This is a genomic window from Acidovorax sp. sic0104 (genome assembly GCF_019219095.1).
Lineage (GTDB): Bacteria > Pseudomonadota > Gammaproteobacteria > Burkholderiales > Burkholderiaceae_C > Acidovorax.
On the sequence record NZ_JAHUWH010000008.1, the window covers coordinates 216,681 to 240,564 of the forward strand.

Here is a 23,884-nt window from a genome sequence, read left to right on the forward strand (position 1 = left end):
CCGCAGCGCCCATGGCCGAGCTGGCATTCAGGTTCGGGTCGGCGGAACACTTCTCGCTGATGGTTCCGGGGCTTGGCGTAACAAGGCGGGCTGCGGCGAGATCAAAGCCCTTGCCTCAGCCCATGCCACCGGCGCACCCAGGCTAGCGGCCCTCGCCCATTAAACCGTTGGAAGGCAACATCTCGTCCAGCAGCTTGCGCGCTGTCTCCACACCGGCCACGGGCAGGCCTGCGGGGTCGAGCAGGCCGACCTGCACCAGCACGCTGGCCTGGTCCCAGTAGATGTGCTCGTGGTAGAGCTTGTCGCCGCGGAACTTCACCACCGCCAGCAGCGGTATCTCCACACGCCGGCCCGTGGGCACCACGCCCGGCAGCATCCACGGGATCTCGGTGGTGTGGGTGAAGTTAAAGAGCATTTCGTCCACCACCTGCGTGGCCCCGACCGTGCGGGAGATCGGGGTCAGGCTCGTGTCCGGCGGGTTGCTGTTGACGAAGTGGCGGGTGTAGAAGTCGTGCAGGTGCTTGTAACCCACTCCGCCCGTCATGGTGGGGATGTGGTTCACATAGGGCTCGGCCACCATGGTGGCCATGGTGGCGTCCACATCACGGGTGGCGAACTCGTATTCGCAATGCTTGTCCCACAGCGCCGACAGATCGTAGTGCGGGCCCATCTCGCGCCGCAGTGCGGCCACGCTGCGCTGGTGCGCCATGAGGGCCGACGGCTTGTGGAAGTGGTCGCCGCCCACGCGGGCGAAGGCATGGTCGGTGCCGGGGTAGACGTACAGCTCCACGTTCTCGCGGCCCGACAGGGCCTGCACGATGGCGTCCCGCGCAGGCGGCGTGCAGAAGCCGTCGAGCTCGGCGATGTGCAGCACCAGGCGGCAACGGATGCCGGGCGCCTCGGCCAGCGCGGCCTCGATGCCCACGCCGTAGTAGCCCACGGCCACGTCGGCGTCGGTGCGGCAGGCCGCCAGATAGGCGAGCTTGCCGCCCAGGCAAAAGCCCAGCACACCGACCTTGCCCGGGCCGCCCGCGCTGCCCGCGCTCTGGACCTCTGGCCGCGCGCGCAGGGCGGTGATGGCGGTTTGCAGGTCGTCCACGCCCTTGGCTTCATCGAAGCCCTGGTACAGCGCGAATGCGCGCGGCATGTCGGTGGCGGCGTCCAGCTCGACCTCGGGCTCCTGCCGCCAGAACAGGTCGGGCACCAGCACCACGTAGCCTTCTTCTGCGTAGTAGTCGGCCACATCGCGCATGGTGGCATTGACGCCAAAAATCTCCTGCGCAATCACCAGGCCGGGACCGCTGCCGCTGGCAGGGGTGGCGAGGTAGGCGCGAAAGCGGCCGCTGCCGTCGGCGGCGTCCAGCGTGATCCATTGTCCTGGCATGGGATGTCCTTCTCGGTGGGGTAGGAGTCGGGGCGAATTCTTTCAGACACCGGTGCCGGCTGCGGCGCGGGCGGCCAGCGGCGCACCGGCAGCTGCACCCGCATGCCGGGCCAGCAACTGCCGGGTGACCACAGCATAGTCGGCGGGGTTCACCGGCTCCAGCCATTGCCTGAAACGCGTGACGGCGCCGAGTGGCAAGCCCATGTCCTGCAGCAGCTCGTCGATGTTGTGCACCGAGAACGGGATGATGTTGGTGCCCTTGGAATGCTTGCCATCGGTGCGCTCCTCCATCCAGGCCAGGCGCCGGTCGATCTGCGCATTCATGTCGGCCTGGGACGGCAGCTGCAGGCCGCCGCGCAGGTGGTTGGCCAGCCACAACGCACCCACCTCGCAGTTGAGCTGGCTGAAGAACGATGAGTTGTAGCCATTGAAAGCCAGGCGCGGCATGCCCACCGGCAGGATGGAGCGGTACAGCCGGAAGTTGCCGCGCGCATCGGTGATGCGCTGCATCACGCCAGTGTCGAAGAACGGCACCTGCTGGTGCCAGCCGGTGCCGCAGACCACGATGTCGGCCGGCACCGTCTCGCCATTGCTCAGCACTGCCTGGCCGGGCTGCAGCTCGCGGATGGTCACGCCCTTGCGCACGCCCAGTGCTCCCGCGGCCACCTTTTCATAAAAGCCATCGGTCACCAGGCTCACCGTGCTGCGGGCGATGGTCTCCAGCGGCGTGCCCGGGTGCAGGCCGATCTCGCGCAGCTTCAGTTGCCGGGTGACGACCGACTCCACACTGCCCAGCATGGAGTTGCGCACCGGCAAGCCCGCACCGTGCAGGAATTTCTCGAAGCCCTTGGGCTCGATGTACTTGAACAGCGCCTCGCCCATGCGCGTGAGCAGCAGGAACTTGAAGTTCAGCACGTTCATGAACTTCTTCGGGATCTTCCAGATCAGATGGCGCGCGAGCACGGTGGTGCTGGCGCTGTCGGCCGCAATGGCGTTGGCCACGTCGCACGACGACTTGCCGTAGCCCACCACCAGCACGTGCTTGCCGCGTGCAGCGCTCGCGTCGTTGAACTGGCTGGTATGGCACACGCGCCCGCCAGCCGCCACGAAGGCGTCCGCCCCCGGATAGTGCGGCACGGCCGGTTCGCTGAAGATGCCGTTGCACACCACCAGGTAGTCGAAGCGGTGGGTCTGCGTCTGCGTCTGCGTCTGCGTTTGCGCTTGCGCTTGCATAGGCGTCACGCCATCGCCCTGCCCTTGCCTTTGCGCAGGCCGCGTCTGCACAGTCCACGTGCCGGCATCTTCATCCAGTACCGCGCGCTCCACCACCGTGGACATGCGCAGGTGGGGCACCAGGCCGAAGTGCTCTGCATACGATTGCAGATAGGCCTGCACCTGCTGGCCCGACGGCCATTCGGGGTAGTGCGCCGGCATCGGAAAGTCCGACAGCGCGTAGGTGGTGCGCGGGTTCTGCGTGGTCAGGCCCGGGTAGCGGCGCGACGCGGCCCACACGCCGCCCACGTCGGGCTCTTTTTCGAACACCGTCACCTCAAAGCCAAAGGCGCGCAGCACCTTGGCGGTGGACAGGCCGGCAAAGCCGGCACCGACGATGCCTACGGATCGAATGGTCATGGCGGCTGCTCCTTCACGACATCAGCTGAGGAATGGCGGGGGTATAGGACTCGGGGCCCATGGCCGAGTAGCCGCCGTCGCAGGCATAGTCGGCCCCCGTCACGAAGCTGGCCAGGTCCGAGCACAGGAACAGCACCACGTTGGCCACTTCGGCCGGGTCACCCACGCGGCGCAGCAGGTGAAACGGCGCGGCCACGCGGTCGGTCTTGGCGCGGTCGCCGCCGGTGAGCTGGTCCATGATGGCCGACCACGTCCAGCCCGGGGAGACGCTGTTCACGCGCACACCTTCTCCCGCCAGGTCCATGGCCATGCTGCGCGTCAGTTGCACCATGGCCGCCTTGCCCACGGGGTACAGCCAGCGCCCGGTCTGCGCCACGCCCGAGGAAATGCTGGTGAAGTTGACCACCGCCCCGCCGCCCGCACGCTGAAAATGCGGGCGCACCGCCTTGAGCACCATCACCGCGCTGACCAGGTTCACGTTGAGCGAAGCCAGCCAGTCCTCCCGCGGCGATGCAATGCCATCGTCCAGATACGAGCAGGCCAGGTTCACCAGGTAGTGGACCCCGCCGTGGCGCTCTGCAGCTTCGGCCACGCAGGCAGCGATCTCCGCGTCGCTGGTGATGTCGGTGCGCCGAAACAGCACGCCGGCACCCAGTGCATCCGCCAGTGCCTGCCCGGCTTCTGCGTTGATGTCGGCCACCATGACCCTCACCCCCGCCTGGTGCAGTGCGCGCACCACCCCGGCCCCGATGAGGGTGGCGCCCCCCGTCACGATGGCGCTCTTGCCGCGCATTCCTTCGAACCCCTGGACCATGATGGTGACTCCTGTGCGTTGCGGGCCGGGCAGTGCGCCCGGCAGCCTTTGCTGCGCTGCAGCAGCGCTCACACGCTGAAACAGTCGCGCCCGATGCCCCGGGGTAGCGCTCTTGCGCAGGGCTCGGGGCCTGCACAAGAATAGAAAAGGAGCCGGCCCGACCGCATCCGGAAAGCGCAGGCCGTATCCCTAAAACGCAGGATTTCGTTCGCACCGCCGCCGTGGCGCACCCGCTGCGTGCAGCACACGATCCACCGACCGACCGACGCACGCCCACGCCGCCAAGACCATGGACATCGCCCCGCAGAGCACCGCCGCCGACCGGCTACCGCTGCAGCGCTATCGCCTGTTCGACAGCCACGACCTGGACGAAGCGCGGGAGTTCGTGGGCCGCGTGTTCTGCCCGCACGACCTGGCCACACTGCACCCCGGCGACAGGCTGGACGCATGCCACCACAGCGCCCCGCTGCACCGCCATGTCAGCCTGAACTATGTGCAGTACGGCCCTGCGGTGCGCATCGAGCCCGGGTACCTGCGCAGCTTCTATTTGCTGCAGATACCGCTGCGCGGCGGCGCCACGGTCCGCTGCGGCGGGCAAACGGTGGAGTCGCACACGCTGATGGCCTCGGTACCCTCACCCACCGAGCCGCTGTCCATGCGCTGGCATGAAGACAGCCCGCAGTTCATCGTCAAGATAGAGAGCGAGGCACTGCACGCCCGCTTGTCGGACCTGCTGCAGGCGCCGGTGCAGCAGCCCCTGGTGTTCGACCTGGGCATGGACCTGGCCAACCCCGCACTCATGGGCATGGCCAGCTTCATCGCCTACCTGCGTTCGGCGGTGGAAACCAGCGCTTTCCTACTGGGGCACCCGGTGCTGGCCGAACAGGCCGAGAACCACCTGCTCACCAGCCTGCTGCTGTCCGCGCAGCACAACCATTCGGCAGCGCTCGCCGCGGGCGCAGGCGCACCCACGACCTGCACCGGTCGCATGGTGCTGCCACGTGCCGTCAAGCGCGCGCAGGAATTCATGCACAGCCAATTGGAGCTGCCCATCACCCTGGCCGACGTGTGCGCCCACGCAGGCACCAGCGCCCGTTCTTTGCAGCAGGCCTTTGCCCAATGCACCGGCAAAAGCCCCATGGCCTTTCTGCGCGACCTGCGGATGGATGCCGCCCACGCCGCACTGCAACAGCCCACCAGCGCAGACCGCGCCCCGCACGTAGCGGACATTGCTGCGCGCTACGGGTTCTTCCACCTGGGGCACTTTGCAGAGGGCTATCGCAAGCGGTTCGGAGAGACGCCGTCGGATACGCGGCAGCGGGGGTGTGGGGGGCATTGAGCCCGGTGACTCGGGGCCCGACGCCATGGGCAATTGATGGGATGTGCCCGCAGAAGTCAAAGGAACCGTTGTCGGGCCAGAAATGCAAAAAGCCCAGTTCGTTGGAACTGGGCTTTTTTATATTTGGTGGCCTGGGGCGGAATCGAACCACCGACACAAGGATTTTCAATCCTCTGCTCTACCGACTGAGCTACCGGGCCTGAGCCTCAAATTATAACCAGAAAAAAGAGCTTTCTGGCGATGGCATGAAATTTTGACAACGTCTACAGATCACCCGCGCTTGCCGCGCCCCAGATCCACGCCCAATTGCCGCAGCTTGCGGTACAGGTGGGTGCGCTCCAAGCCTGTCTTTTCCGCCACGCGGGTCATGGAGCCGCCTTCGCGGGCCAGATGGAATTCGAAGTAGGCTTTTTCGAAGCCGTCGCGCGCTTCGCGCAGAGGGCGGTCGAGGTCGAAGCCCTGGTGGGCGTGGGGGCCGGCGTCCACGCCGGCCATCACGGTCGACACGGCGGGCAGCTGTGCGAAGGTGGGGTCGGCCGGGGGCTGGACGGGTGCCTGGGCGGCGGCGGCAGGTGCGGCCTGGTGGGCGGCGTTGCGGGCCAGGCCCTGCTCCACGGCCTTGAGCAGCTTTTGCAGTGTGATGGGCTTTTCCAGGAAGGAGAAGGCTCCGATCCGGGTGGCTTCCACCGCGGTATCGATGGTGGCGTGGCCGCTCATCATGATCACGGGCATGGTCAGCACACCGGCGGTGGCCCATTCCTTGAGCAGCGAGACACCGTCGGTGTCTGGCATCCAGATGTCGAGCAGCACGAGGTCGTAGCTGTTTCCGGCACGGGCGGTTCGCGCCTGGGTGGCGTTTTCTGCCAGGTCTACGCTGTGACCTTCGTCGTTCAGGATTTCCGACAGCAGATCACGAATGCCGAGCTCATCGTCGACCACCAGAATGTTTGCCATGTGTGTAGAGACGCCTTGGGAGGGTACTGCGGGGCGGTGTTGTTATGACGCCACCGCTGGTTCAGGGGCGAATGATAACGACACTTGGGCTCCGCGTACCACGCCATCTTCCGTGCGGTTGGACAGGTCGATGCGTGCGCCGTGCTCGTCGGCGATCTTTTTGACCACGGCCAGGCCCAGGCCGGTGCCACGCGGTTTGGTGGTGACGTAGGGCTCGAACGCGCGCTGCAGGATGTGCGCCGGAAAGCCGCCGCCGCTGTCGGTCACGGTCAGCCGCACACGGCGCGACGACTCGCTCCAGCGGGTGCTGATGCGCACCGGGGGCAGCGGCTCGGCGGGCTCGGTGGTTGCGCCGGTCCGCGCCTGTTCGGTAGAGTCCTGGGCGTTTTGCAGCAGGTTGTGGACCACCTGGCGCAACTGCTGCGCATCACCCGCTATCGAGGGGCAGCGGGGGTCCAGTTCGGCTTCCACGCGCACGGTGGCGTTCTCTTCTCCATACAGATGCAGCACGTCGGCCACCAGGGCATTCAAGTCCAGCAGATGCAGTTCTGCAGCAGGCAGGCGGGCGTAGTCGCGGAACTCGTTGACCAGCCGCTTCATGGCATCGACCTGCTCCACGATGGTCTTGACGGACTTGGCAAGCACGGCCTGCTCGGGGCCCGGCAGCTTGCCTGAGAGCTTCATTTCCAGACGCTCGGCTGACAACTGGATGGGCGTCAGCGGGTTCTTGATTTCGTGCGCGAGGCGGCGAGCTACCTCGCCCCAAGCTTGCGCACGCTGCGCAGAAACAATCTCCGAAATGTCGTCAAAAACCAACAATCGGGCGGAGTCTGGCAGTTCGGCGCCCCGCGCGACCAGGCTGGTGGCGTGCTGCCCGACACCGGTCGATGAGGCATGCAGCTCGAACGGCTGCTGCCAGTGGTCGAGCCCGTGGCGCTCGTTGTCGCCCAGGAAGGCGTCGAAATGGCCTTGGACCGACGCAGCGAACTCCGACAGGCCCGGCACTTCCGAGAGCGCCCGCCCTTCGTACACGGCCATGGGGGCACGAAGGATGCGGGTCGCGCCGGGATTGGACGAGCGGATCACACCCTGCTCATCCAGCACGATGACGCCCGCCGTGAGGTTGTCGAGGATGGTCTGCAGGTTGGCCCGCGCGGCATCCACCTCGCCCATGCTCAGTTCCACGGCCTGGCGGGCGTCCGCCAGTTGCTGGGTCATGAGCGCGAATGACCGCGTAAGGCCACCCAGTTCGTCCCTGCCCTGCAGGGCGGCCTTGGGGCTCAGGTTGCCTGCCGCCACCTCGCGCACGCCCTCGGCCAGCACCAACAGGGGACGCACCAGTTGGTTGCCCAGGAGCACGGCCAGCAGCACGGCGCCGAACACGGCCAGGAACAGGCTCAGCGTCAGCGTGCCGACGTACATGCGCCGCAGCCCGCCGCGGGACAGCGCACGCTCCTGGTATTCGCGATTGGCCTCCTGCACAGCGATGGCATTGGCGACCAGCGCGGCCGGCAGCGGCAGGGTGGCCTGCAGGTATCGGGGTTCGGCCAGGAGACCGACGCTGGGGTTGCTGACGAGCGCGAGCACCTTGACCCGGGCGTTCTGGGCGGCCGCAGGGTCGGAGACATCGTCCAGCCCCTCGATCTGGGCGCTGGCACGCTGCTGGCGCACGGTGCGCAGCAGCGCGGCGCTGGGGCGCTCGGGGTTGAGGCTGAACCGGGACTGCCCGGCGCTGGCCACGGCCTGCCCGGCGGCGTTCCAGAGCACCACGTCGGTGGCGCCCAGTTGGTCACGGATGCGCTCCAGCACCAGCCCGGAGGCCGCATCGGGCACCTGGGCGACCTGCGCACCCGCGTTCCGGGTCTTGGAGGCCATGTCCGAGGCCAGCGAGTCAAGCGACACGCGCGCCAGGTTCACCCCTGCCGAGAGCGCCCCTTCCACCTTCACATCGAACCAACTTTCGATCGAACGGGTGACGAACTGGTAGGACACCACGTAGATCAGCAGCCCGGGCAGCAGCCCGACCAGCGCGAAGATCGCGGCCAGCTTCACCAGCAGACGGCTGCCGAACCGTCCCTTGCGCAGCCGCATGGCCAGGCGAACGGCGACCCAGACCAGCACGGCCAGCAGCAGCAGTGCCACCAGCACGTTCACGCCGAAGAGCCAGGCGTAGTTGCGTTCGTACAGCGCCCGGTTGTTGGTGGCCAGGGTGAGCAGGAACAGTAGCACCAGCCCGATCGCCGACATGATGGCCGCGCCCACCCCCACGGCCCAGCGCACCGCGCGCGACTGGCGCGCGGCGGCGTGCGCAGAGGCGGAGGTGGAAGCGGAGGGGTTCGGCGTGGTCGGGCTCACTTGGCGGCGGGTTCGGCTGCGCCCAGGCGCTGGCTGCGCGACACCAGCAGGTTCCAGCCAGATCGTCCCACGGCGCCGATCTGAAACGGCCGGGGCAACTGGGACGTATCCAGACGAAAGCGAAAATGCACCGTGTGCACAGCATCGGCATCGATCACATCGCCATCCGCGATCTTCCAGCGGGAAAATCTTTGAATGGCCGACATGGCGTCGTCATAGTCGTCGAACGTCTGGCCCAGCACCACGCCCAGGCCACTGTTGGTGAACGGCACCGGAGAAAGGTTCAACCGCCAGCGGCGGGTCAGGGGCTGGTAGCTCAGGCGCATGTAGCGGCTGGTTTCTGCCACCTGGCGGTCGTACCAGTACCAGCGGTCCCTGGTGACCTGGGCTTCCGCGACGAAGTACATGGGGATGCCCTTGTAGAGTGCGTCTTCGGCAAGTTCTGGCAAGACGACCTGCAGGTTGGCGCTCAGGTACAGGCCGTCTTCGGCACGCTCGATGCGCAGGTCCCCGCCGTCCAGGTTGACTGGCGGCGCCGCGACCGCGCCGGAGACCGCAAAGATGCAAGTCCATAGCACAAGCACAACAGCGCAAAAGGCACGCCAACGAGTTCGCTGCGACTCATTGCGGCGATTTCTGCAACAGTGCGTAAAAAAATCCGTCGTGCTCACCCAGGTGATTGTCCCGGACAGATCCGGCCTTGTCGCCGTTGCCAGGAATTAAATGGCCGGGCGATGGCAGCAATTGCGCATCGGTGTTGTGCGCAAGAAACGTTTGAACCTGCCCCTCTCCTTCGGCGCGGAACACCGAACAGGTGCAGTAAAGAAGCCGCCCACCGGGGCGCACGAGCGGCCACAAGGCGGCCAGCAGGCGTGCCTGCAACTGCGCCAACTGGGCGATGTCGCTCTCGCGGCGTAGCCAGCGCACGTCGGGGTGGCGCCGCACAATGCCCGATGCCGTGCAGGGCGCGTCGAGCAGGATGGCATCGAACAGCGCGCCGCCGCAGTGCTGGTGCCACCAAGCTTCCGGGCGGGCTGCGTCCGCCACCAGCACCTGCGCCTGCAGGCCCAGCCGCTGCAACGTGTCGCCGATGCGGAGGCTGCGGGTGGGGTCGATCTCCAGCGCCGTCACCTGCAGCGGCGCGCCCTCGCCTGCCAGTTCCAGCAAATGAGCGGTCTTGCCGCCAGGCGCCGCGCAGGCGTCCAGCACGCGCAGGGGCTGTGAGAGGTCGAGGCCCTCGAGCAGCAGGGGCGCGGCCAGTTGCGCTGCGGCATCCTGCACGGACACGTGGCCATCCGCAAATCCCGGCAGGGACTGCACAGGCACCGGCTGGCTCAGCTCCAGCCCGGCCATACCGACAGGCGATGAATCAAAATTGATAGCATTCAGCGCTTGCTGGTAAAGCGTCAAGGTGGTTTTTTGGACATTGACGCGCAGCGTCATGGGCGCGTGGGCGTTATTCGCCCGGAGGATCTGCTCCCACTGTGCCGGGTGGTCCTTGCGCAACCGCGCGATCCACCAAGCGGGATGGTTCCACCGGGCCGGGGGGTCGGCGTCGGTGCGCTGCACCAGCGCATCGCGCTCGCGCAGGAACCTGCGCAGGCAACCGTTGATGAAGGACGACTGTGCGCGGGTGGCGGCGTGGCGCTTGGCAGCTTCCACGGCCTGGTTCACGAGGGTGAATGCTTCGTAAGGAGACTCCTCGGGGTTCCAGCACAGGGCCAGGGCTGTGCAAAGCAGGGCATCTGCAGCAGGCGGTGGCGTTCGGGGCACCATCGCCCTGCGCAAGGCTTCGGCGCGGCCAGCCTGGCGCAGCACCTGGAACAGCAGGGCCTGCACGCCCGGTCGCAACACCGCGTCCACGGCGGCCAGCGCTGCGGTGCCGGACTGGCCGGAGCGAATGGCCTGCAACGAGCCCGCCACGGCCAGCAATTGCAGCCACAGCGCCACGGACTGCGGCTTGCCGTCGTGCTGCGTCGCTCCCCTGGCCGAAACTGCAGGAGCTTGGCCCTGGCGTTGCGCGCCACGGGGGGCGCCGCCTTTCAGGGGTGAAGGGCTCATCGTTGATCCTTTTGAGACAGCTGGAATGTGAGCGAGCACTTGGCCATGTTCGCGACCTAGAGCCCGCGCGCCGTCTTGAAACCAAACGCCCAGGCCAACAGGTTGGCTGGAAACTGTGCAATGGCTGCGTTGTATTGCACCACGGCGTCATTGAACACCGCGATGGCCTGTTCGTTCTGCTGCACATGGTCGCTCCAGCGAGCCGTCCAAAGCAAGCCGGGTGGCACCGGCTCGGCCGGCGTTGCCTCACCCTCACCCTTACCCTCACCGGCTTGGCCGATGGCCTCGGCCGGGGTGGCTGTTTCTTGCGCCTTGTGCAGCGCACCGGGCCAGCTGGCATGCAGCACGTCGCGCGCAGCGGCCAGCGCAGCCATCGCATCGGAGCGCAGGGGCCGGGCCCGTGCCACGGCGAGCGATGCGCTCAGCTGCGTGGCCGCGCCATGCAGCGCGGCGATCTCCTGGTCCACCGGACTCGCCGCCGCCGATGCTTCACGCTGCACGGTGCAAAACGCATGGAACTCTCCCAGCAGCGCCAGCAGACGCACCATGTGCGCGTCAAAACTGCCGAACGATTGCACCACGGCTGAACGCAGCCGCATCAGCCGGTTGTAGGCGCCCAGCGCCCAGAACAGCGCGATGGCGATGACGATCCAGAAAAGAGGCGATGACCACATGCACAGACGCCAGCTGCGCGGAATTGGCGCGCAGGGCCCGATAAAAGAAGAAGTAGGAATGACCTGGAAACCAGCGGCCAGAAAAAAACGCCCCCGGCCTGCCTAGGACAGGGCGGGAGCGTTTTCAAACTTGAACGCCCGGGGCTCAGGGCAACGGCGGACAAGTCTTTCGCACGCAGCGAAGATGTGTCCGACCGCTGCCGGGGCCTCAATCGGCAGCGCTGTCGCCGGCAGACGCCGTGGCACCGCTGCCTTCGACTTCGGCCGCATCCGCCTGGGCTTCCATCTCTGCCGCTTCGGCTTCGGCGATGGCGCGGCGCTCGGCGTCGTCCATGGCGTCCTTGGCCTTGCGTGCCTGATGGTAGGCCAGGCCCGTACCGGCGGGGATCAGACGGCCCACGATCACGTTTTCCTTCAGACCACGCAGCTCGTCGCGCTTGCCCATGATGGCAGCCTCGGTGAGCACGCGGGTGGTTTCCTGGAAGGAAGCCGCCGAGATGAACGAGTCGGTCGACAGCGATGCCTTCGTGATACCCAGCAGCAGGTTGCTGTAGGTCGCAGGAATCTTGCCTTCGGACTGCAGTGCCTCGTTGGTGTTCAGGATCTCGGAACGCTCGACCTGCTCGCCTGCGATGTAGTTCGACTCGCCGACGTTCTCGACCACGACGCGGCGCAGCATCTGGCGAACGATCACCTCGATGTGCTTGTCGTTGATCTTCACGCCCTGCAAGCGGTACACGTCCTGCACTTCATCGACGATGTAGCGCGACAGCTCCTCGATACCCAAGAGGCGCAGGATGTCTTGCGGATCGGCCGGGCCGTCCACAATCGATTCGCCCTTGTTCACCACCTGCCCTTCGTGCACCAGGATGTTCTTTTCCTTGGGCACGAGTTCTTCGAACACGTGGCCTTCGGGGTCGGTGATCTGCAAGCGGACCTTGCCCTTGGTTTCCTTGCCGAACGACACGGTACCGGTCATCTCGGCCAGCGTGCCCTTGTCCTTCGGCGTACGGGCTTCGAACAGCTCGGCCACGCGGGGCAGACCGCCGGTAATGTCGCGGGTCTTCTGGCCTTCGACCGGAATACGCGCCAGCACCTCGCCGGGGCCCACGTCCTGGCCATCGCGCACCTGAATCAGAGCGCCGACCTGGAAGCCGATGGTCACAGAGTGGTCGGTGCCGGGGATCTTCACTTCGTTGCCCTGGGCGTCGATCAGCTTCACCTGCGGACGCACCACCTTGGCGGCACCGCGGCGCTTCGGATCGATCACCACCAGCGTGGACAGACCGGTCACTTCGTCGACCTGCTTGGCCACCGTGAGACCTTCTTCGACGTTCTCGAACTTGGTCTGACCGGCGAACTCGGTGATGATGGGTCGGGTCAGCGGATCCCAGTTGGCCAGGATCGTGCCGGCCTTGATCTGCTGGTCGGCCTTGACCGTCAGCGTCGCGCCGTAAGGCACCTTGTGGCGTTCGCGCTCGCGGCCATGCTCGTCGTGGATGATGATTTCACCCGAACGCGCAATGACGACCAGCTCGCCCTTGGTGTTGCTCACGTAGCGCATCGTGGCGTTGAAGCCGATCACGCCGTTGGACTTGGCTTCCACGCTGGACGCAATGGCCGCACGCGAAGCCGCACCACCGATGTGGAACGTACGCATGGTCAGCTGCGTGCCTGGCTCGCCGATGGACTGGGCGGCGATCACACCCACGGCTTCGCCGAGGTTGATCAGGCCGCCACGGCCCAGGTCGCGGCCGTAGCACTTGGCGCACAGGCCGTAGCGGGTTTCGCAGGTCAGCGCCGTGCGCACCTTGACTTCGTCCACGCCTGCGCCTTCGATTTCCTCGATGAGGTCTTCTTCCAGCATCACGCCGGCAGGCACCAGCACCGCACGGGTTTCGGGGTGCAGCACGTCTTCGGCAGCGGTGCGGCCGAGAATTCGGTCGCGCAGCGATTCGATCACTTCACCGCCTTCGACGATGGCGCGCATCAGCGAGCCATTGGAAGTGCCGCAATCCTCTTCAGTCACGACCAGATCCTGCGTCACGTCCACCAGGCGGCGCGTCAGGTAGCCGGAGTTGGCCGTCTTCAGCGCCGTGTCGGCCAGACCCTTACGGGCACCGTGGGTGGAGATGAAGTACTCCAGCACGTTCAGGCCTTCGCGGAAGTTCGCGGTGATGGGCGTCTCGATGATCGAGCCGTCAGGCTTGGCCATCAGACCCCGCATGCCGGCCACCTGGCGGATCTGGGCGGCAGAGCCGCGGGCGCCGGAGTCGGCCATCATGTAGATGGAGTTGAAGGACTCCTGGTCCACTTCCTTGCCGTGGCGGTCGGTGACCTTCTGCTTGGACAGCTGGGCCATCATGACCTTGGACACTTCGTCGCCGGCCTTGCCCCAGATGTCCACCACCTTGTTGTAGCGCTCGCCGGAGGTGACGAGACCGGACACATACTGCTGTTCGATCTCCTTCACTTCCTTCTCGGAGCGCTCGATGATGCCGGCCTTTTGCGGAGGCACCAGCATGTCGTCGATGGCGATAGAGATGCCGGCGCGCGTGGCCAGACGGAAGCCGTTTTGCAGCAGCTTGTCGGCGAACACGACCGTTTCCTTCAGGCCGCACTTGCGGAAGGACACGTTGATCAGGCGCGAGATTTCCTTCTTCTTGAGCGCCTTGTTCATGTTGGAGAACGGCAGGCCCTTGGGCAGGATCTCGGACAGCAGGGCACGGCCGGCAGTGGTTTCCACGAGCGAGGTGGACGGAACGAATTCGCCCGTTTCCTTGTTCTTGGTCCACTCGGTCATGCGCACCGTGATCTTGGCAGCCAGTTCGACCTGGCCCGCGTCCAGCGCGCGCTGCACTTCGCCGGTGTCGGCAAACACCAGGCCTTCGCCCTTGCCGTTGATGCGGTCGCGGGTGGCGTAGTACAGGCCCAGCACCACGTCCTGCGAAGGCACGATGGAGGGTTCGCCCGACGCGGGGAACAGCACGTTGTTGGAGGCCAGCATCAGTGTGCGGGCTTCCATCTGCGCTTCCACCGACAGTGGCACGTGGACAGCCATCTGGTCACCGTCGAAGTCGGCGTTGAAGGCCGCGCAGACGAGAGGGTGCAGCTGAATGGCCTTGCCTTCGATCAGGATGGGCTCGAACGCCTGGATGCCCAGACGGTGCAGCGTAGGCGCACGGTTGAGCATCACGGGGTGTTCCTTGATGACCTCTTCGAGGATGTCCCACACCACCGGCGTGCCGGATTCGACTTCCTTCTTGGCAGCCTTGATCGTCGTCGCGATGCCCATGGCTTCCAGGCGCGAGAAGATGAAGGGCTTGAACAGCTCCAGGGCCATCAGCTTGGGCAGACCGCACTGGTGCAGCTTGAGCGTCGGGCCCACGGTGATCACGGAACGGCCCGAGTAGTCCACCCGCTTGCCCAGCAGGTTCTGGCGGAAACGGCCGGACTTGCCCTTGATCATGTCGGCCAGCGACTTCAGCGCGCGCTTGTTGGCGCCCGTCATGGCCTTGCCGCGGCGGCCGTTGTCCAGCAGCGAGTCGACGGCTTCCTGCAGCATCCGCTTTTCGTTGCGGGCGATGATTTCCGGGGCCTTCAGCTCCAGCAGGCGGCGCAGACGCGAGTTGCGGTTGATGACGCGGCGGTACAGGTCGTTCAGGTCGGACGTGGCGAAGCGGCCGCCATCGAGCGGCACCAGCGGACGCAGGTCCGGTGGCAGAACGGGCAGCACTTCGAGCACCATCCACTCGGGCTTGATGCCCGACTTCTTGAAGGCTTCCAGCACCTTCAGGCGCTTGGCGTTCTTCTTGACCTTGACTTCGGAGCCGGTCAGGTCGCCGCGCAGGCGTTCGATCGACAGGTCGATATCGATGGACTCCAGCAGGTCCTTGATACCTTCGGCGCCCATCTTGGCGATGAACTCGTCGCCGTATTCCTTGCGCTTTGCGTCGTAGTCGTCCTCAGACATGATGCTGAACTTCTTCAGCGGGGTCATGCCAGGGTCGGTGACCACGTAGGCTTCGAAGTACAGCACGCGTTCGATGTCGCGCAGCGTCATGTCCAGCACCAAACCCAGGCGCGATGGCAGCGACTTCAGGAACCAGATGTGCGCGCAGGGCGCGGCCAGGTCGATGTGACCCATGCGCTCGCGGCGCACCTTGGTCTGCGTGACTTCAACGCCGCACTTCTCGCAGATCACGCCGCGGTGCTTCAGACGCTTGTACTTGCCGCACAGGCACTCGTAGTCCTTGATGGGGCCGAAGATCTTCGCGCAGAACAGGCCGTCGCGTTCGGGCTTGAACGTGCGGTAGTTGATGGTCTCGGGCTTCTTCACTTCGCCAAAAGACCACGAACGGATCTTCTCGGGCGAAGCCATGCCGATGCGGATGGCATCGAAATGCTCGTCCGGCGTGAATTGCTTGAACAGGTCGAGTAGCGATTTCATAGTGACTCTTTCCTTTTCTGCTTAGGAGCGTTCCAGCTCGATGTCCAGGCCCAGCGAACGGATTTCCTTGACCAGCACGTTGAACGATTCCGGCATGCCGGCTTCGATCGCGTGTTCGCCCTTGACGATGGACTCGTACACCTTGGTACGGCCCACCACGTCGTCGGACTTCACCGTCAGCATTTCCTGCAGCACGTAGGCGGCGCCGTAAGCTTCCAGCGCCCACACTTCCATTTCCCCGAAACGCTGGCCACCGAACTGCGCCTTGCCGCCCAGCGGCTGCTGCGTGACGAGCGAGTAAGGGCCGGTCGAGCGGGCGTGCATCTTGTCATCCACCAAGTGGTGCAGCTTCAGGTAGTGCATGTAGCCGATGGTCGTCGGACGCTCGAAGCGCTCGCCGGTGCGGCCGTCGAACAGATACGCCTGCGTGCGCGTGGACGTGAGGCCCTTGCGCTCGGCGATGTCGTCCGGGTAGGCGATCTTCAGCATGTCCTTGATTTCTTCTTCCGAAGCACCATCGAACACCGGGGTGGCATAAGGCACGCCGTTGGAGAGGTTCGCTGCCATGGCCATGAGTTCGTCATCGCTCAGTTGAGACAGGTCTTCGGTCCGGCCACGGGAGTTGTAGACCTCTTCCATGAACTTGCGCAGCTCGGAGGCCTTGGCCTGCTCCTGCAGCATGTTGCCGATGCGCTGGCCGATACCCTTGCCGGCCCAGCCGAGGTGAACTTCCAGCACCTGGCCGATGTTCATCCGTGAAGGCACGCCCAGCGGGTTCAGAACGATGTCGGCAGGGGTGCCGTCGGCCATGTAGGGCATGTCTTCGACCGGAACGATCTTGGACACCACACCCTTGTTGCCGTGGCGGCCGGCCATCTTGTCACCGGGCTGAAGGCGGCGCTTGACGGCCAGGTAGACCTTGACCATCTTGAGCACGCCAGCAGGCAGCTCATCGCCTTGCGTGAGCTTCTTGCGCTTTTCTTCGAAAGCCAGGTCGAAGCTGTGGCGCGTCTGCTCCAGAGCGTTCTTGATGGATTCGAGTTGCGTAGCGACTTCGTCTTCAGCAGGACGGATGTCGAACCAGTGGAACTTCTCGACCGAGGCCAGGTAGGCCTTGTCGATCTTCGTGCCCTTGGCCAGCTTTTGCGGGCCGCCGTTGGCCACGCGGTTGTTCAGCAGCTTCTCGATACGGTCGAAGGCGTCGGCCTCGACGATGCGCAGCTGGTCGTTCAGGTCCAGGCGGAAGCGCTTGAGTTCATCGTCGATGATCTGCTGGGCGCGCTTGTCGCGCTGGATGCCTTCGCGGGTGAACACCTGCACGTCGATCACAGTGCCCGACGAGCCCTGGTCCACGCGCAGCGAGGTGTCCTTCACGTCGGATGCCTTCTCTCCGAAGATGGCGCGCAGGAGCTTTTCTTCAGGCGTGAGCGTGGTCTCGCCCTTGGGCGTGACCTTGCCCACCAGCGTATCGCCGGGCTGCACTTCAGCGCCCACGTAGATGATGCCGGACTCGTCCAGACGGTTCAGTTGCTGCTCCGACAGGTTCGGAATGTCGCGTGTGATTTCTTCGGCGCCCAGCTTCGTGTCGCGGGCCATGACCACCAGTTCCTCGATGTGGATCGAGGTGTAGCGGTCTTCGGCGACCACGCGTTCGGAGATCAGGATCGAGTCTTCGAAGTTGTAGCCGTTCCAGGGCATGAAGGCGATCAGCATGTTCTGGCCGATGGCGATTTCGCCGAAGTCCGTCGATGCGCCGTCGGCGATCACGTCACCCTTGACCAGCTTGTCGCCCTTCTGGACGATGGGACGCTGATGGATGTTGGTGTTCTGGTTGGAACGCTGGTACTTGATGAGGTTGTAGATGTCCACACCCACTTCACCGGCCACGGCTTCGTCGTCATTCACGCGCACCACGATGCGGGTGGCATCCACGTAGTCGACGATACCGCCACGCGTGGCGGTGACCACGGTGCCGGAATCGACAGCGGCCACGCGTTCGATGCCCGTGCCCACCAGCGGCTTCTCGGGACGCAGCACGGGCACGGCCTGGCGCGACATGTTGGCGCCCATCAGCGCGCGGTTCGCATCGTCGTGCTCCAGGAACGGAACCAGCGAAGCGGCCACCGACACGATCTGCGCAGGCGACACGTCCATGTACTGCACGCGGTCTGCGCCGCACAGGATGGATTCGCCCTTTTCACGGGCAGACACCAGCTCGCCGGTCAGGCGGTTGTCCTTGTCGAGCACGGCGTTGGCCTGCGCGATCACGTACTTGCCTTCTTCGATGGCCGACAGATAGTCGATCTCGTTCGTGACCTGGCCGTCCACCACACGGCGGTACGGGGTTTCGATGAAACCGTACTCGTTCAGGCGGGCATACAGGGCCAGCGAGTTGATCAGGCCGATGTTCGGGCCTTCAGGCGTTTCGATAGGGCAGACGCGGCCATAGTGGGTCACGTGAACGTCGCGCACTTCGAAGCCTGCGCGCTCGCGGGTCAGACCGCCTGGGCCCAGAGCGGAAACACGGCGCTTGTGCGTGATTTCGGCCAGAGGATTGGTCTGGTCCATGAACTGCGACAGCTGCGACGCACCGAAGAATTCCTTCAGGGCGGCCGAGATCGGCTTGCTGTTGATCAGGTCGTGGGGCATGAGCGGCTCTTGCTCGGCTTGGCCCAGACGTTCCTTCACAGCCTTCTCGATACGAGCCAGGCCCGTGCGGTACTGGTTTTCGGCCAGTTCGCCCACGCAGCGCACGCGGCGGTTGCCCAGGTGATCGATGTCATCGACTTCGCCGTTGCCGTTGCGCAGATCCACGAGGATCTTGACCACGGCCAGGATGTCTTCGTTGGACAGCACCATGGGGCCGGTGGACTCGTCGCGGCCGATCTTGGCGTTGAACTTCATGCGGCCCACGCGCGACAGGTCGTACGTGTCGGGGTTGTAGAACAGCCGCTGGAACAGGGCCTGCACGGCGTCTTCCGTCGGCGGCTCGCCGGGGCGCATCATGCGGTAGATGGCCACGCGGGCTGCGAATTCGTCCACCGTTTCGTCGATGCGCAGCGTCTGCGAGATGTAGGCGCCCTGGTCGAGTTCGTTGGTGTAGATGACCTGCAGTTCCTGCACGCCGGCCGAGCGCAGCTTCTTGAGCAGTGCTTCGGTCAACTCGTCGTTCGCCTTGGCGACGATTTCACCGGTGTCAGCATCCACGATGTTGCGGGCGACGACTCGGCCGATCAGGAAGTCTTCGGGCACGCTGATGTGCGTGGTGCCGGACTGCTCCAGTTCGCGGGTATGGCGGGCGGTGACGCGTTTGTCCTTGGCCACCACGACTTTGCCGGACTTGTCGGTGATGTCGAAGCGGGCCACTTCGCCACGCAGGCGCTCGGAGACGAACTCCATCTGCGCGCCGCTGTCCATCAGGCGGAAGTTGTCATTGACGAAGAAATTCGCCAGGATCGATTCGGGGTTCAGGCCGATGGCCTTGAGCAGGATGGTGACCGGCATCTTGCGGCGACGATCCACGCGGAAGTACAGGATGTCCTTCGGGTCGAATTCGAAGTCCAGCCAGGAGCCGCGGTAAGGAATGATGCGTGCCGAAAACAGCAGCTTGCCCGAGCTGTGCGTCTTGCCCTTGTCGTGTTCGAAGAACACGCCTGGCGAGCGGTGCAGCTGGGACACGATCACGCGTTCAGTGCCGTTGATGATGAACGAGCCCTTGTCGGTCATCAAAGGCACCTCGCCCATGTAGACCTCTTGCTCCTTCACTTCCTTGACCACCTTGGACTGCGACGTCGAGGATTCACGGTCGTAGATGATCAGCTGGACCTTGGCGCGCACAGCCGAGGCGAATGTGAGGCCACGGGTCTGGCATTCGCGCACGTCAAAGGCGGGCTTGGCCAGGTTGTACTCGATGAACTTCATCTCCACAAAACCGTTGTGGGAGACGATAGGGAAAGCAGCGTCGAACGCGGCCTGCAGGCCTTCGATGGTGCGTTTCAGCGGTGCTTTGTCCGCCTGCAGGAATGCGGTGTATGCGTCCTTCTGCATTTGTAGCAGATAAGGAACTTCGAGCACGCTATCGCGGGTGCCGAAGCTCTTGCGGATTCGCTTGCGTTCGGTGTAGGAATAGGCCATGAGATCTCCGGGCAAAGACATGAGTCCTGGGTCTTCGACGACTGACCCGCAGGGAGAGGTTTCCGTGCGGGCTTGGCGGTTGGCCACTACCAACCATGGCGGACGGTGATGCGTTGCACATCACCCGAACCAAGGCATCTTCTGCTGTCGGGATTGACAGAAGACACTTGAAAACCGGTGTGGGCTTTCCGTCGGCTTGGGTCCTTCGGGAACGCCTCTTCGGGCTTTCCGTCGGCTTGGGCCTGCGGGAAACCGGCCAAGCCGGTTTTCAAGTGCGCTCTGAAAGCACCAAAGGCTGGAGGCCCGTGAGGAGCACTCCAGCCCTTGAACGGGACCGAATTACTTCAGTTCAGCCTTGGCGCCGGCTTCCACCAGCTTCTTGACGGCAGCTTCGGCGTCGGCCTTGGCAATGCCTTCCTTGACGTTCTTTGGAGCGCCATCCACCAGGTCCTTGGCTTCCTTCAGGCCCAGGCCCGTGATTTCACGCACTGCCTTGATGACGGACACCTTGTTGGCGCCGGCTTCGGTCAGCACAACGTTGAATTCCGTCTTCTCTTCAGCAGCTGCAGCAGCGCCGCCGCCACCGCCCGCGGCGGGTGCAGCCATGGCTGCAGCGCTCACGCCGAACTTCTCTTCAATGGCCTTCACCAGGTCATTGAGTTCCAGAACCGTCATGCTGTCCAGAGCGGTCAAGAATGCGTCTTTATCGAATGCCATTTTGATTTCCTAACAATTGTGTTGGTTGACTGCCCGGCTATCAAGCCGCTGCAGGTTCGGCGGCCGGTGCGGCAGCGCCTTCGCCTTTTTTCGCCGCCAGTGCGCCCAGCACAACGGCCGTACGCGACATGGGGGACATAAGCAAGCCACAAATCTGTGCCAGCAGAACTTCCTTGGAAGGAATGTTGGCCAGTTGCTTAACGCCGTTGACATCCAGGGCCTTACCACCGAAAGCGCCACCGCGAATCACCAGCTTGTCGTTGGTCTTCGCGAAATCGGCCACCACCTTGGCGGCGGCCACAGCGTCTTCGGAGAAGCCGTAGATCAGAGGACCGGTCATCTGGTCTGCCACCACGTCAAACGCGCTGCCTGCCACAGCACGGCGAGCCAGGGTGTTCTTCAGAACACTCAGGGTCACGCCCTTGCTGCGGGCATCAACACGCAGTTTGGTCATGTCGGCGACCGTGATGCCGCGGTATTCCGCGATCACAAGCGTTTGAGCTTTAGCGGCGAGGCTGGTCACTTCACTGATGACCGCTTCTTTCTCACTGCGATTAAGACTCAAGGTCTACTCCTTAAAATGCGCACTCGGCAATGGCCTTGTGCGCGCTCTTGTTGCAGCGACCAACTGTTCAGGAAAATTTCCATCTGCAGCGGGATCGCCATCTGCGTTGGCGCCTTTTCTGGCTTTAAGCACGACGGATTCGCACGCCAACGGTCTTGGATGGCCTGGGACTGCCAAAGCAGCCCCAGCCCACCACATCGGACCGACCCGAAGGCAAGCCCGAAGATTTTTTGCAATTACGCTGCGATGGTTTGCGTATCTACGCGGACGCCCAGGCCCATCGTGGAAGACACAGCCACCTTGCGCAGGTAAAGACCCTTGCTGGTCGCAGGCTTGGCCTTGTTCAGCGCTTCGATCAGTGCAGCCAGGTTGCCTTGCAGCTTGTCGTTGTCGAACGAGCGGCGGCCAATGGTGCTGTGCACGATGCCGGCCTTGTCCACGCGGAACTGCACTTGACCTGCCTTGGCGTTCTTCACGGCCGTAGCAACGTCAGGCGTCACAGTGCCCACCTTGGGGTTGGGCATCAGGCCGCGTGGGCCCAGAATTTGGCCGAGCGTACCGACGACGCGCATCGCGTCGGGGGCAGCGATCACCACGTCGAAAGGCATGTCGCCCGCCTTGACCATGGCAGCCAGATCGTCCATGCCGACCACGTCTGCGCCAGCTGCCTTGGCTTCTTCAGCCTTGGCGCCTTGGGCGAACACCGCCACGCGGGTCGTCTTGCCGGTACCGTTGGGCAGCACGACAGCGCCACGCACGACCTGGTCAGACTTCTTGGCGTCGATGCCCAGTTGCACAGCCACATCGATGGATTCATCGAACTTGGCGGTAGCAGCTTCCTTCACGATCGCGACTGCTTCGGCGAAAGCGTACAGCTTGGTGCTGTCGACCTTGCCCTGCAGGGCTTTTTGCTTCTTTGTCAGCTTGGCCATCTTACAAACCCTCCACCGTCACGCCCATCGAGCGTGCAGAGCCAGCCAGCGTGCGCACAGCGGCGTCGACGTTGGCAGCGTTCATGTCCTTGAGCTTGGTCTTGGCGATTTCCTCGAGCTGTGCACGAGTGATCTTGCCGACCTTGGTCTTCAGCGCGTTGGGCGAACCCTTTTCGAGCTTGATGGCCTTCTTGATCAGGGTCGTCGCGGGCGGCGTCTTGATGATGAAGGTGAAGCTCTTGTCTGCAAATGCCGTGATGACCACAGGCAGTGGCAGGCCTGGCTCAACACCCTGGGTCTGCGCATTGAATGCCTTGCAGAACTCCATGATGTTGAGGCCACGCTGACCCAATGCCGGGCCGATAGGTGGGGATGGATTGGCCTTACCAGCTGGAACTTGCAGCTTGATAAAACCGACGATTTTCTTCGCCATGGTTTACTCCTTGCGGGTGATCACGCCATCCGCTGCAACATGCAGCATCGGCTCCCCGGGGTTAAGACTCTTTGTGACGATCTCCGCGCCGAGTCGAAAGCGCGGGATCCAATTCTTCCTGCGCGGCTCGCGCAGTTGTTGCGGGTCAGGTCTTCTCGACCTGGCCGAATTCCAGCTCCACGGGTGTGGAGCGGCCGAAAATCATCACGGAAACGCGCACACGGCTCTTTTCGTAGTTGACTTCTTCGACTGACCCATTGAAGTCCGTGAACGGACCTTCCTTGACGCGGACGAGCTCGCCCACCATGAACTCGATCTTGTGGCGTGGCTTGTCCGTGCCTTCCTGCATCTGGCTGACGATCTTTTGAACCTCGTCTTCCGAGATGGGAGCGGGCCGGTTTTTTGCACCACCCACAAAACCCGTCACCTTGCTGGTGTGCTTCACCAAATGCCAGGTGTCGTCGTCCATGATCATTTCAACGAACACATAGCCAGGAAACAGTCGGCGCTCGGTCGTCTTGCGCTGGCCATTCTTCATCTCCACCACTTCTTCAGTGGGGACGAGAATTCGCCCGAACTTGGCCTCCATGCCCGAACGGGCGATGCGCTCCTGGATGTTGCGCTCTACAGCCTTTTCCATGCCCGAGTAGGCATGGACGATGTACCAGCGCAGATCGGGATTGGCCGCAGCAGAAGCGCCAGAAGGAGCCTCAGCTCCAGTGATTTCCGTAGCGCTCGTCATGACTTTCTCCATCCCAAAATCAAGTCGTACAAAACCCACTCCAGCGTCTTGTCGGTAAACCACAGGAAAAGCGCCATGATCACCACGAAGGCGAACACATACGCGGTCATCTGCAAGGTTTCCTTGCGAGTTGGCCAGACTACTTTCTTGACTTCTCGCCAAGCATCTTGCGCAAAGGCGACAAACTGGCGACCCGGCTCGGACACTAGGAACACAGCCACAGCCGCCACCAAGCCGACAATCAGCGCCGCCCATTGGACGTATACGCCCTGCTTGCTCAGCAAATAGAAACCCGCCACCGACGCAATGACCAAAGCCACCACTGCCGCGAGCTTGGCTTTGTCAGCGCCTGTATTGACGGTTTCAACCTGTGAAGTGGCCATGTTTGAGTAATTCCTGCTACGAGTCCTGGCGTCACTTAAGACACCGAAGCCCGCCAGGGTCTGGCGGGCTTGTTGGAGGCCACTGTCAAGTGGCAGGGGCAGTAGGAATCGAACCTACAACCTTCGGTTTTGGAGACCGACGCTCTGCCAATTGAGCTATACCCCTGTATTTACCTTGCCCGGCTTAGGCAATGATCTTGGCCACGACGCCAGCGCCCACGGTACGGCCGCCTTCGCGGATAGCGAAGCGCAGACCTTCTTCCATGGCGATGGGGTTGATCAGCTTGACGGTGATCGACACGTTGTCGCCAGGCA

At 64.0% G+C, this 23,884-nt stretch carries 17 protein-coding genes, 2 tRNA genes and 1 pseudogene; 1 reads left to right on the forward strand and 19 read right to left on the reverse strand.

Features of this window, described 5'->3' with window-relative positions:
• Positions 1-142 precede the first annotated feature (142 nt).
• From KW835_RS15120 to KW835_RS15130, 3 genes are read right to left on the reverse strand one after another with little or no spacing between them, the layout of a single operon-like run.
• Positions 143-1,384 (reverse strand): dienelactone hydrolase family protein, encoded by a 1,242-nt coding sequence (locus KW835_RS15120; RefSeq protein WP_218383733.1) that lies wholly within the window; start codon positions 1,382-1,384, stop codon positions 143-145.
• Positions 1,385-1,426: 42 nt separating this feature from the next.
• Positions 1,427-3,016 carry an NAD(P)/FAD-dependent oxidoreductase gene (locus KW835_RS15125; RefSeq protein WP_218383734.1) on the reverse strand — a complete coding sequence of 530 codons (1,590 nt, stop codon included), beginning with the start codon at positions 3,014-3,016 and terminating at the stop codon, positions 1,427-1,429.
• Between the two features lie 13 nt (positions 3,017-3,029).
• Positions 3,030-3,830 (reverse strand): SDR family oxidoreductase, encoded by an 801-nt coding sequence (locus KW835_RS15130; protein WP_218383735.1) that lies wholly within the window; start codon positions 3,828-3,830, stop codon positions 3,030-3,032.
• 289 nt (positions 3,831-4,119) lie between these two features.
• Between KW835_RS15130 and KW835_RS15135 the strand changes: the two genes are divergently transcribed.
• Positions 4,120-5,169, forward strand: a complete 1,050-nt coding sequence (locus tag KW835_RS15135; RefSeq protein ID WP_218383736.1) for an AraC family transcriptional regulator — start codon at positions 4,120-4,122, stop codon at positions 5,167-5,169.
• A 124-nt stretch (positions 5,170-5,293) separates the two neighbouring features.
• On the opposite strand, the gene KW835_RS15140 is transcribed toward KW835_RS15135, so the two are convergent.
• The 16 genes and pseudogenes from KW835_RS15140 to KW835_RS15215 all read right to left on the reverse strand — a co-directional run.
• A tRNA-Phe gene (locus KW835_RS15140) sits at positions 5,294-5,369 on the reverse strand.
• Between the two features lie 70 nt (positions 5,370-5,439).
• A complete protein-coding gene (locus tag KW835_RS15145; RefSeq protein ID WP_218383738.1) occupies positions 5,440-6,123 on the reverse strand; it encodes a response regulator in 684 nt (227 codons plus the stop codon).
• 42 nt (positions 6,124-6,165) lie between these two features.
• Positions 6,166-8,478, reverse strand: coding sequence for an ATP-binding protein (locus KW835_RS15150; RefSeq protein WP_218383740.1), 2,313 nt, complete (start codon positions 8,476-8,478; stop codon positions 6,166-6,168).
• A complete protein-coding gene (locus tag KW835_RS15155; protein WP_370633631.1) occupies positions 8,475-9,056 on the reverse strand; it encodes a DUF4390 domain-containing protein in 582 nt (193 codons plus the stop codon). The genes KW835_RS15150 and KW835_RS15155 overlap by 4 nt, the downstream gene beginning before the upstream one ends.
• A gap of 43 nt (positions 9,057-9,099) precedes the next feature.
• A complete protein-coding gene (gene rsmB, locus KW835_RS15160; RefSeq protein WP_218383742.1) occupies positions 9,100-10,539 on the reverse strand; it encodes a 16S rRNA (cytosine(967)-C(5))-methyltransferase RsmB in 1,440 nt (479 codons plus the stop codon).
• Between the two features lie 56 nt (positions 10,540-10,595).
• Positions 10,596-11,213 (reverse strand): LemA family protein, encoded by a 618-nt coding sequence (locus tag KW835_RS15165; RefSeq protein WP_218383744.1) that lies wholly within the window; start codon positions 11,211-11,213, stop codon positions 10,596-10,598.
• A 208-nt stretch (positions 11,214-11,421) separates the two neighbouring features.
• Positions 11,422-15,663: a DNA-directed RNA polymerase subunit beta' gene (gene rpoC, locus KW835_RS15170; RefSeq protein WP_218383746.1), complete on the reverse strand. Its 4,242-nt coding sequence runs from the start codon at positions 15,661-15,663 to the stop codon at positions 11,422-11,424.
• A 21-nt stretch (positions 15,664-15,684) separates the two neighbouring features.
• Complete coding sequence (gene rpoB, locus KW835_RS15175) at positions 15,685-19,797, reverse strand: DNA-directed RNA polymerase subunit beta (RefSeq protein ID WP_218383748.1); 4,113 nt, start codon at positions 19,795-19,797, stop codon at positions 15,685-15,687.
• Positions 19,798-20,136: 339 nt separating this feature from the next.
• Positions 20,137-20,514 carry a 50S ribosomal protein L7/L12 gene (gene rplL, locus KW835_RS15180; protein ID WP_218383750.1) on the reverse strand — a complete coding sequence of 126 codons (378 nt, stop codon included), beginning with the start codon at positions 20,512-20,514 and terminating at the stop codon, positions 20,137-20,139.
• A gap of 40 nt (positions 20,515-20,554) precedes the next feature.
• Positions 20,555-21,079 (reverse strand): 50S ribosomal protein L10, encoded by a 525-nt coding sequence (gene rplJ / locus KW835_RS15185; protein ID WP_218383751.1) that lies wholly within the window; start codon positions 21,077-21,079, stop codon positions 20,555-20,557.
• 236 nt (positions 21,080-21,315) lie between these two features.
• A complete protein-coding gene (gene rplA / locus KW835_RS15190; RefSeq protein ID WP_218383752.1) occupies positions 21,316-22,011 on the reverse strand; it encodes a 50S ribosomal protein L1 in 696 nt (231 codons plus the stop codon).
• Position 22,012: 1 nt separating this feature from the next.
• Positions 22,013-22,444, reverse strand: coding sequence for a 50S ribosomal protein L11 (gene rplK / locus KW835_RS15195; protein ID WP_218383753.1), 432 nt, complete (start codon positions 22,442-22,444; stop codon positions 22,013-22,015).
• Positions 22,445-22,589: 145 nt separating this feature from the next.
• The gene (gene nusG, locus KW835_RS15200; protein WP_218383756.1) at positions 22,590-23,186 is read right to left on the reverse strand and encodes a transcription termination/antitermination protein NusG; all 597 of its coding nucleotides are present in this window, start codon (positions 23,184-23,186) and stop codon (positions 22,590-22,592) included.
• Positions 23,183-23,569 carry a preprotein translocase subunit SecE gene (gene secE, locus KW835_RS15205; RefSeq protein WP_218383758.1) on the reverse strand — a complete coding sequence of 129 codons (387 nt, stop codon included), beginning with the start codon at positions 23,567-23,569 and terminating at the stop codon, positions 23,183-23,185. The genes nusG and secE overlap by 4 nt, the downstream gene beginning before the upstream one ends.
• 90 nt (positions 23,570-23,659) lie before the next feature.
• Positions 23,660-23,735: transfer RNA gene (locus KW835_RS15210), tRNA-Trp, on the reverse strand.
• A gap of 18 nt (positions 23,736-23,753) precedes the next feature.
• A pseudogene (locus KW835_RS15215) lies at positions 23,754-23,884 on the reverse strand (elongation factor Tu); the annotation flags it as partial.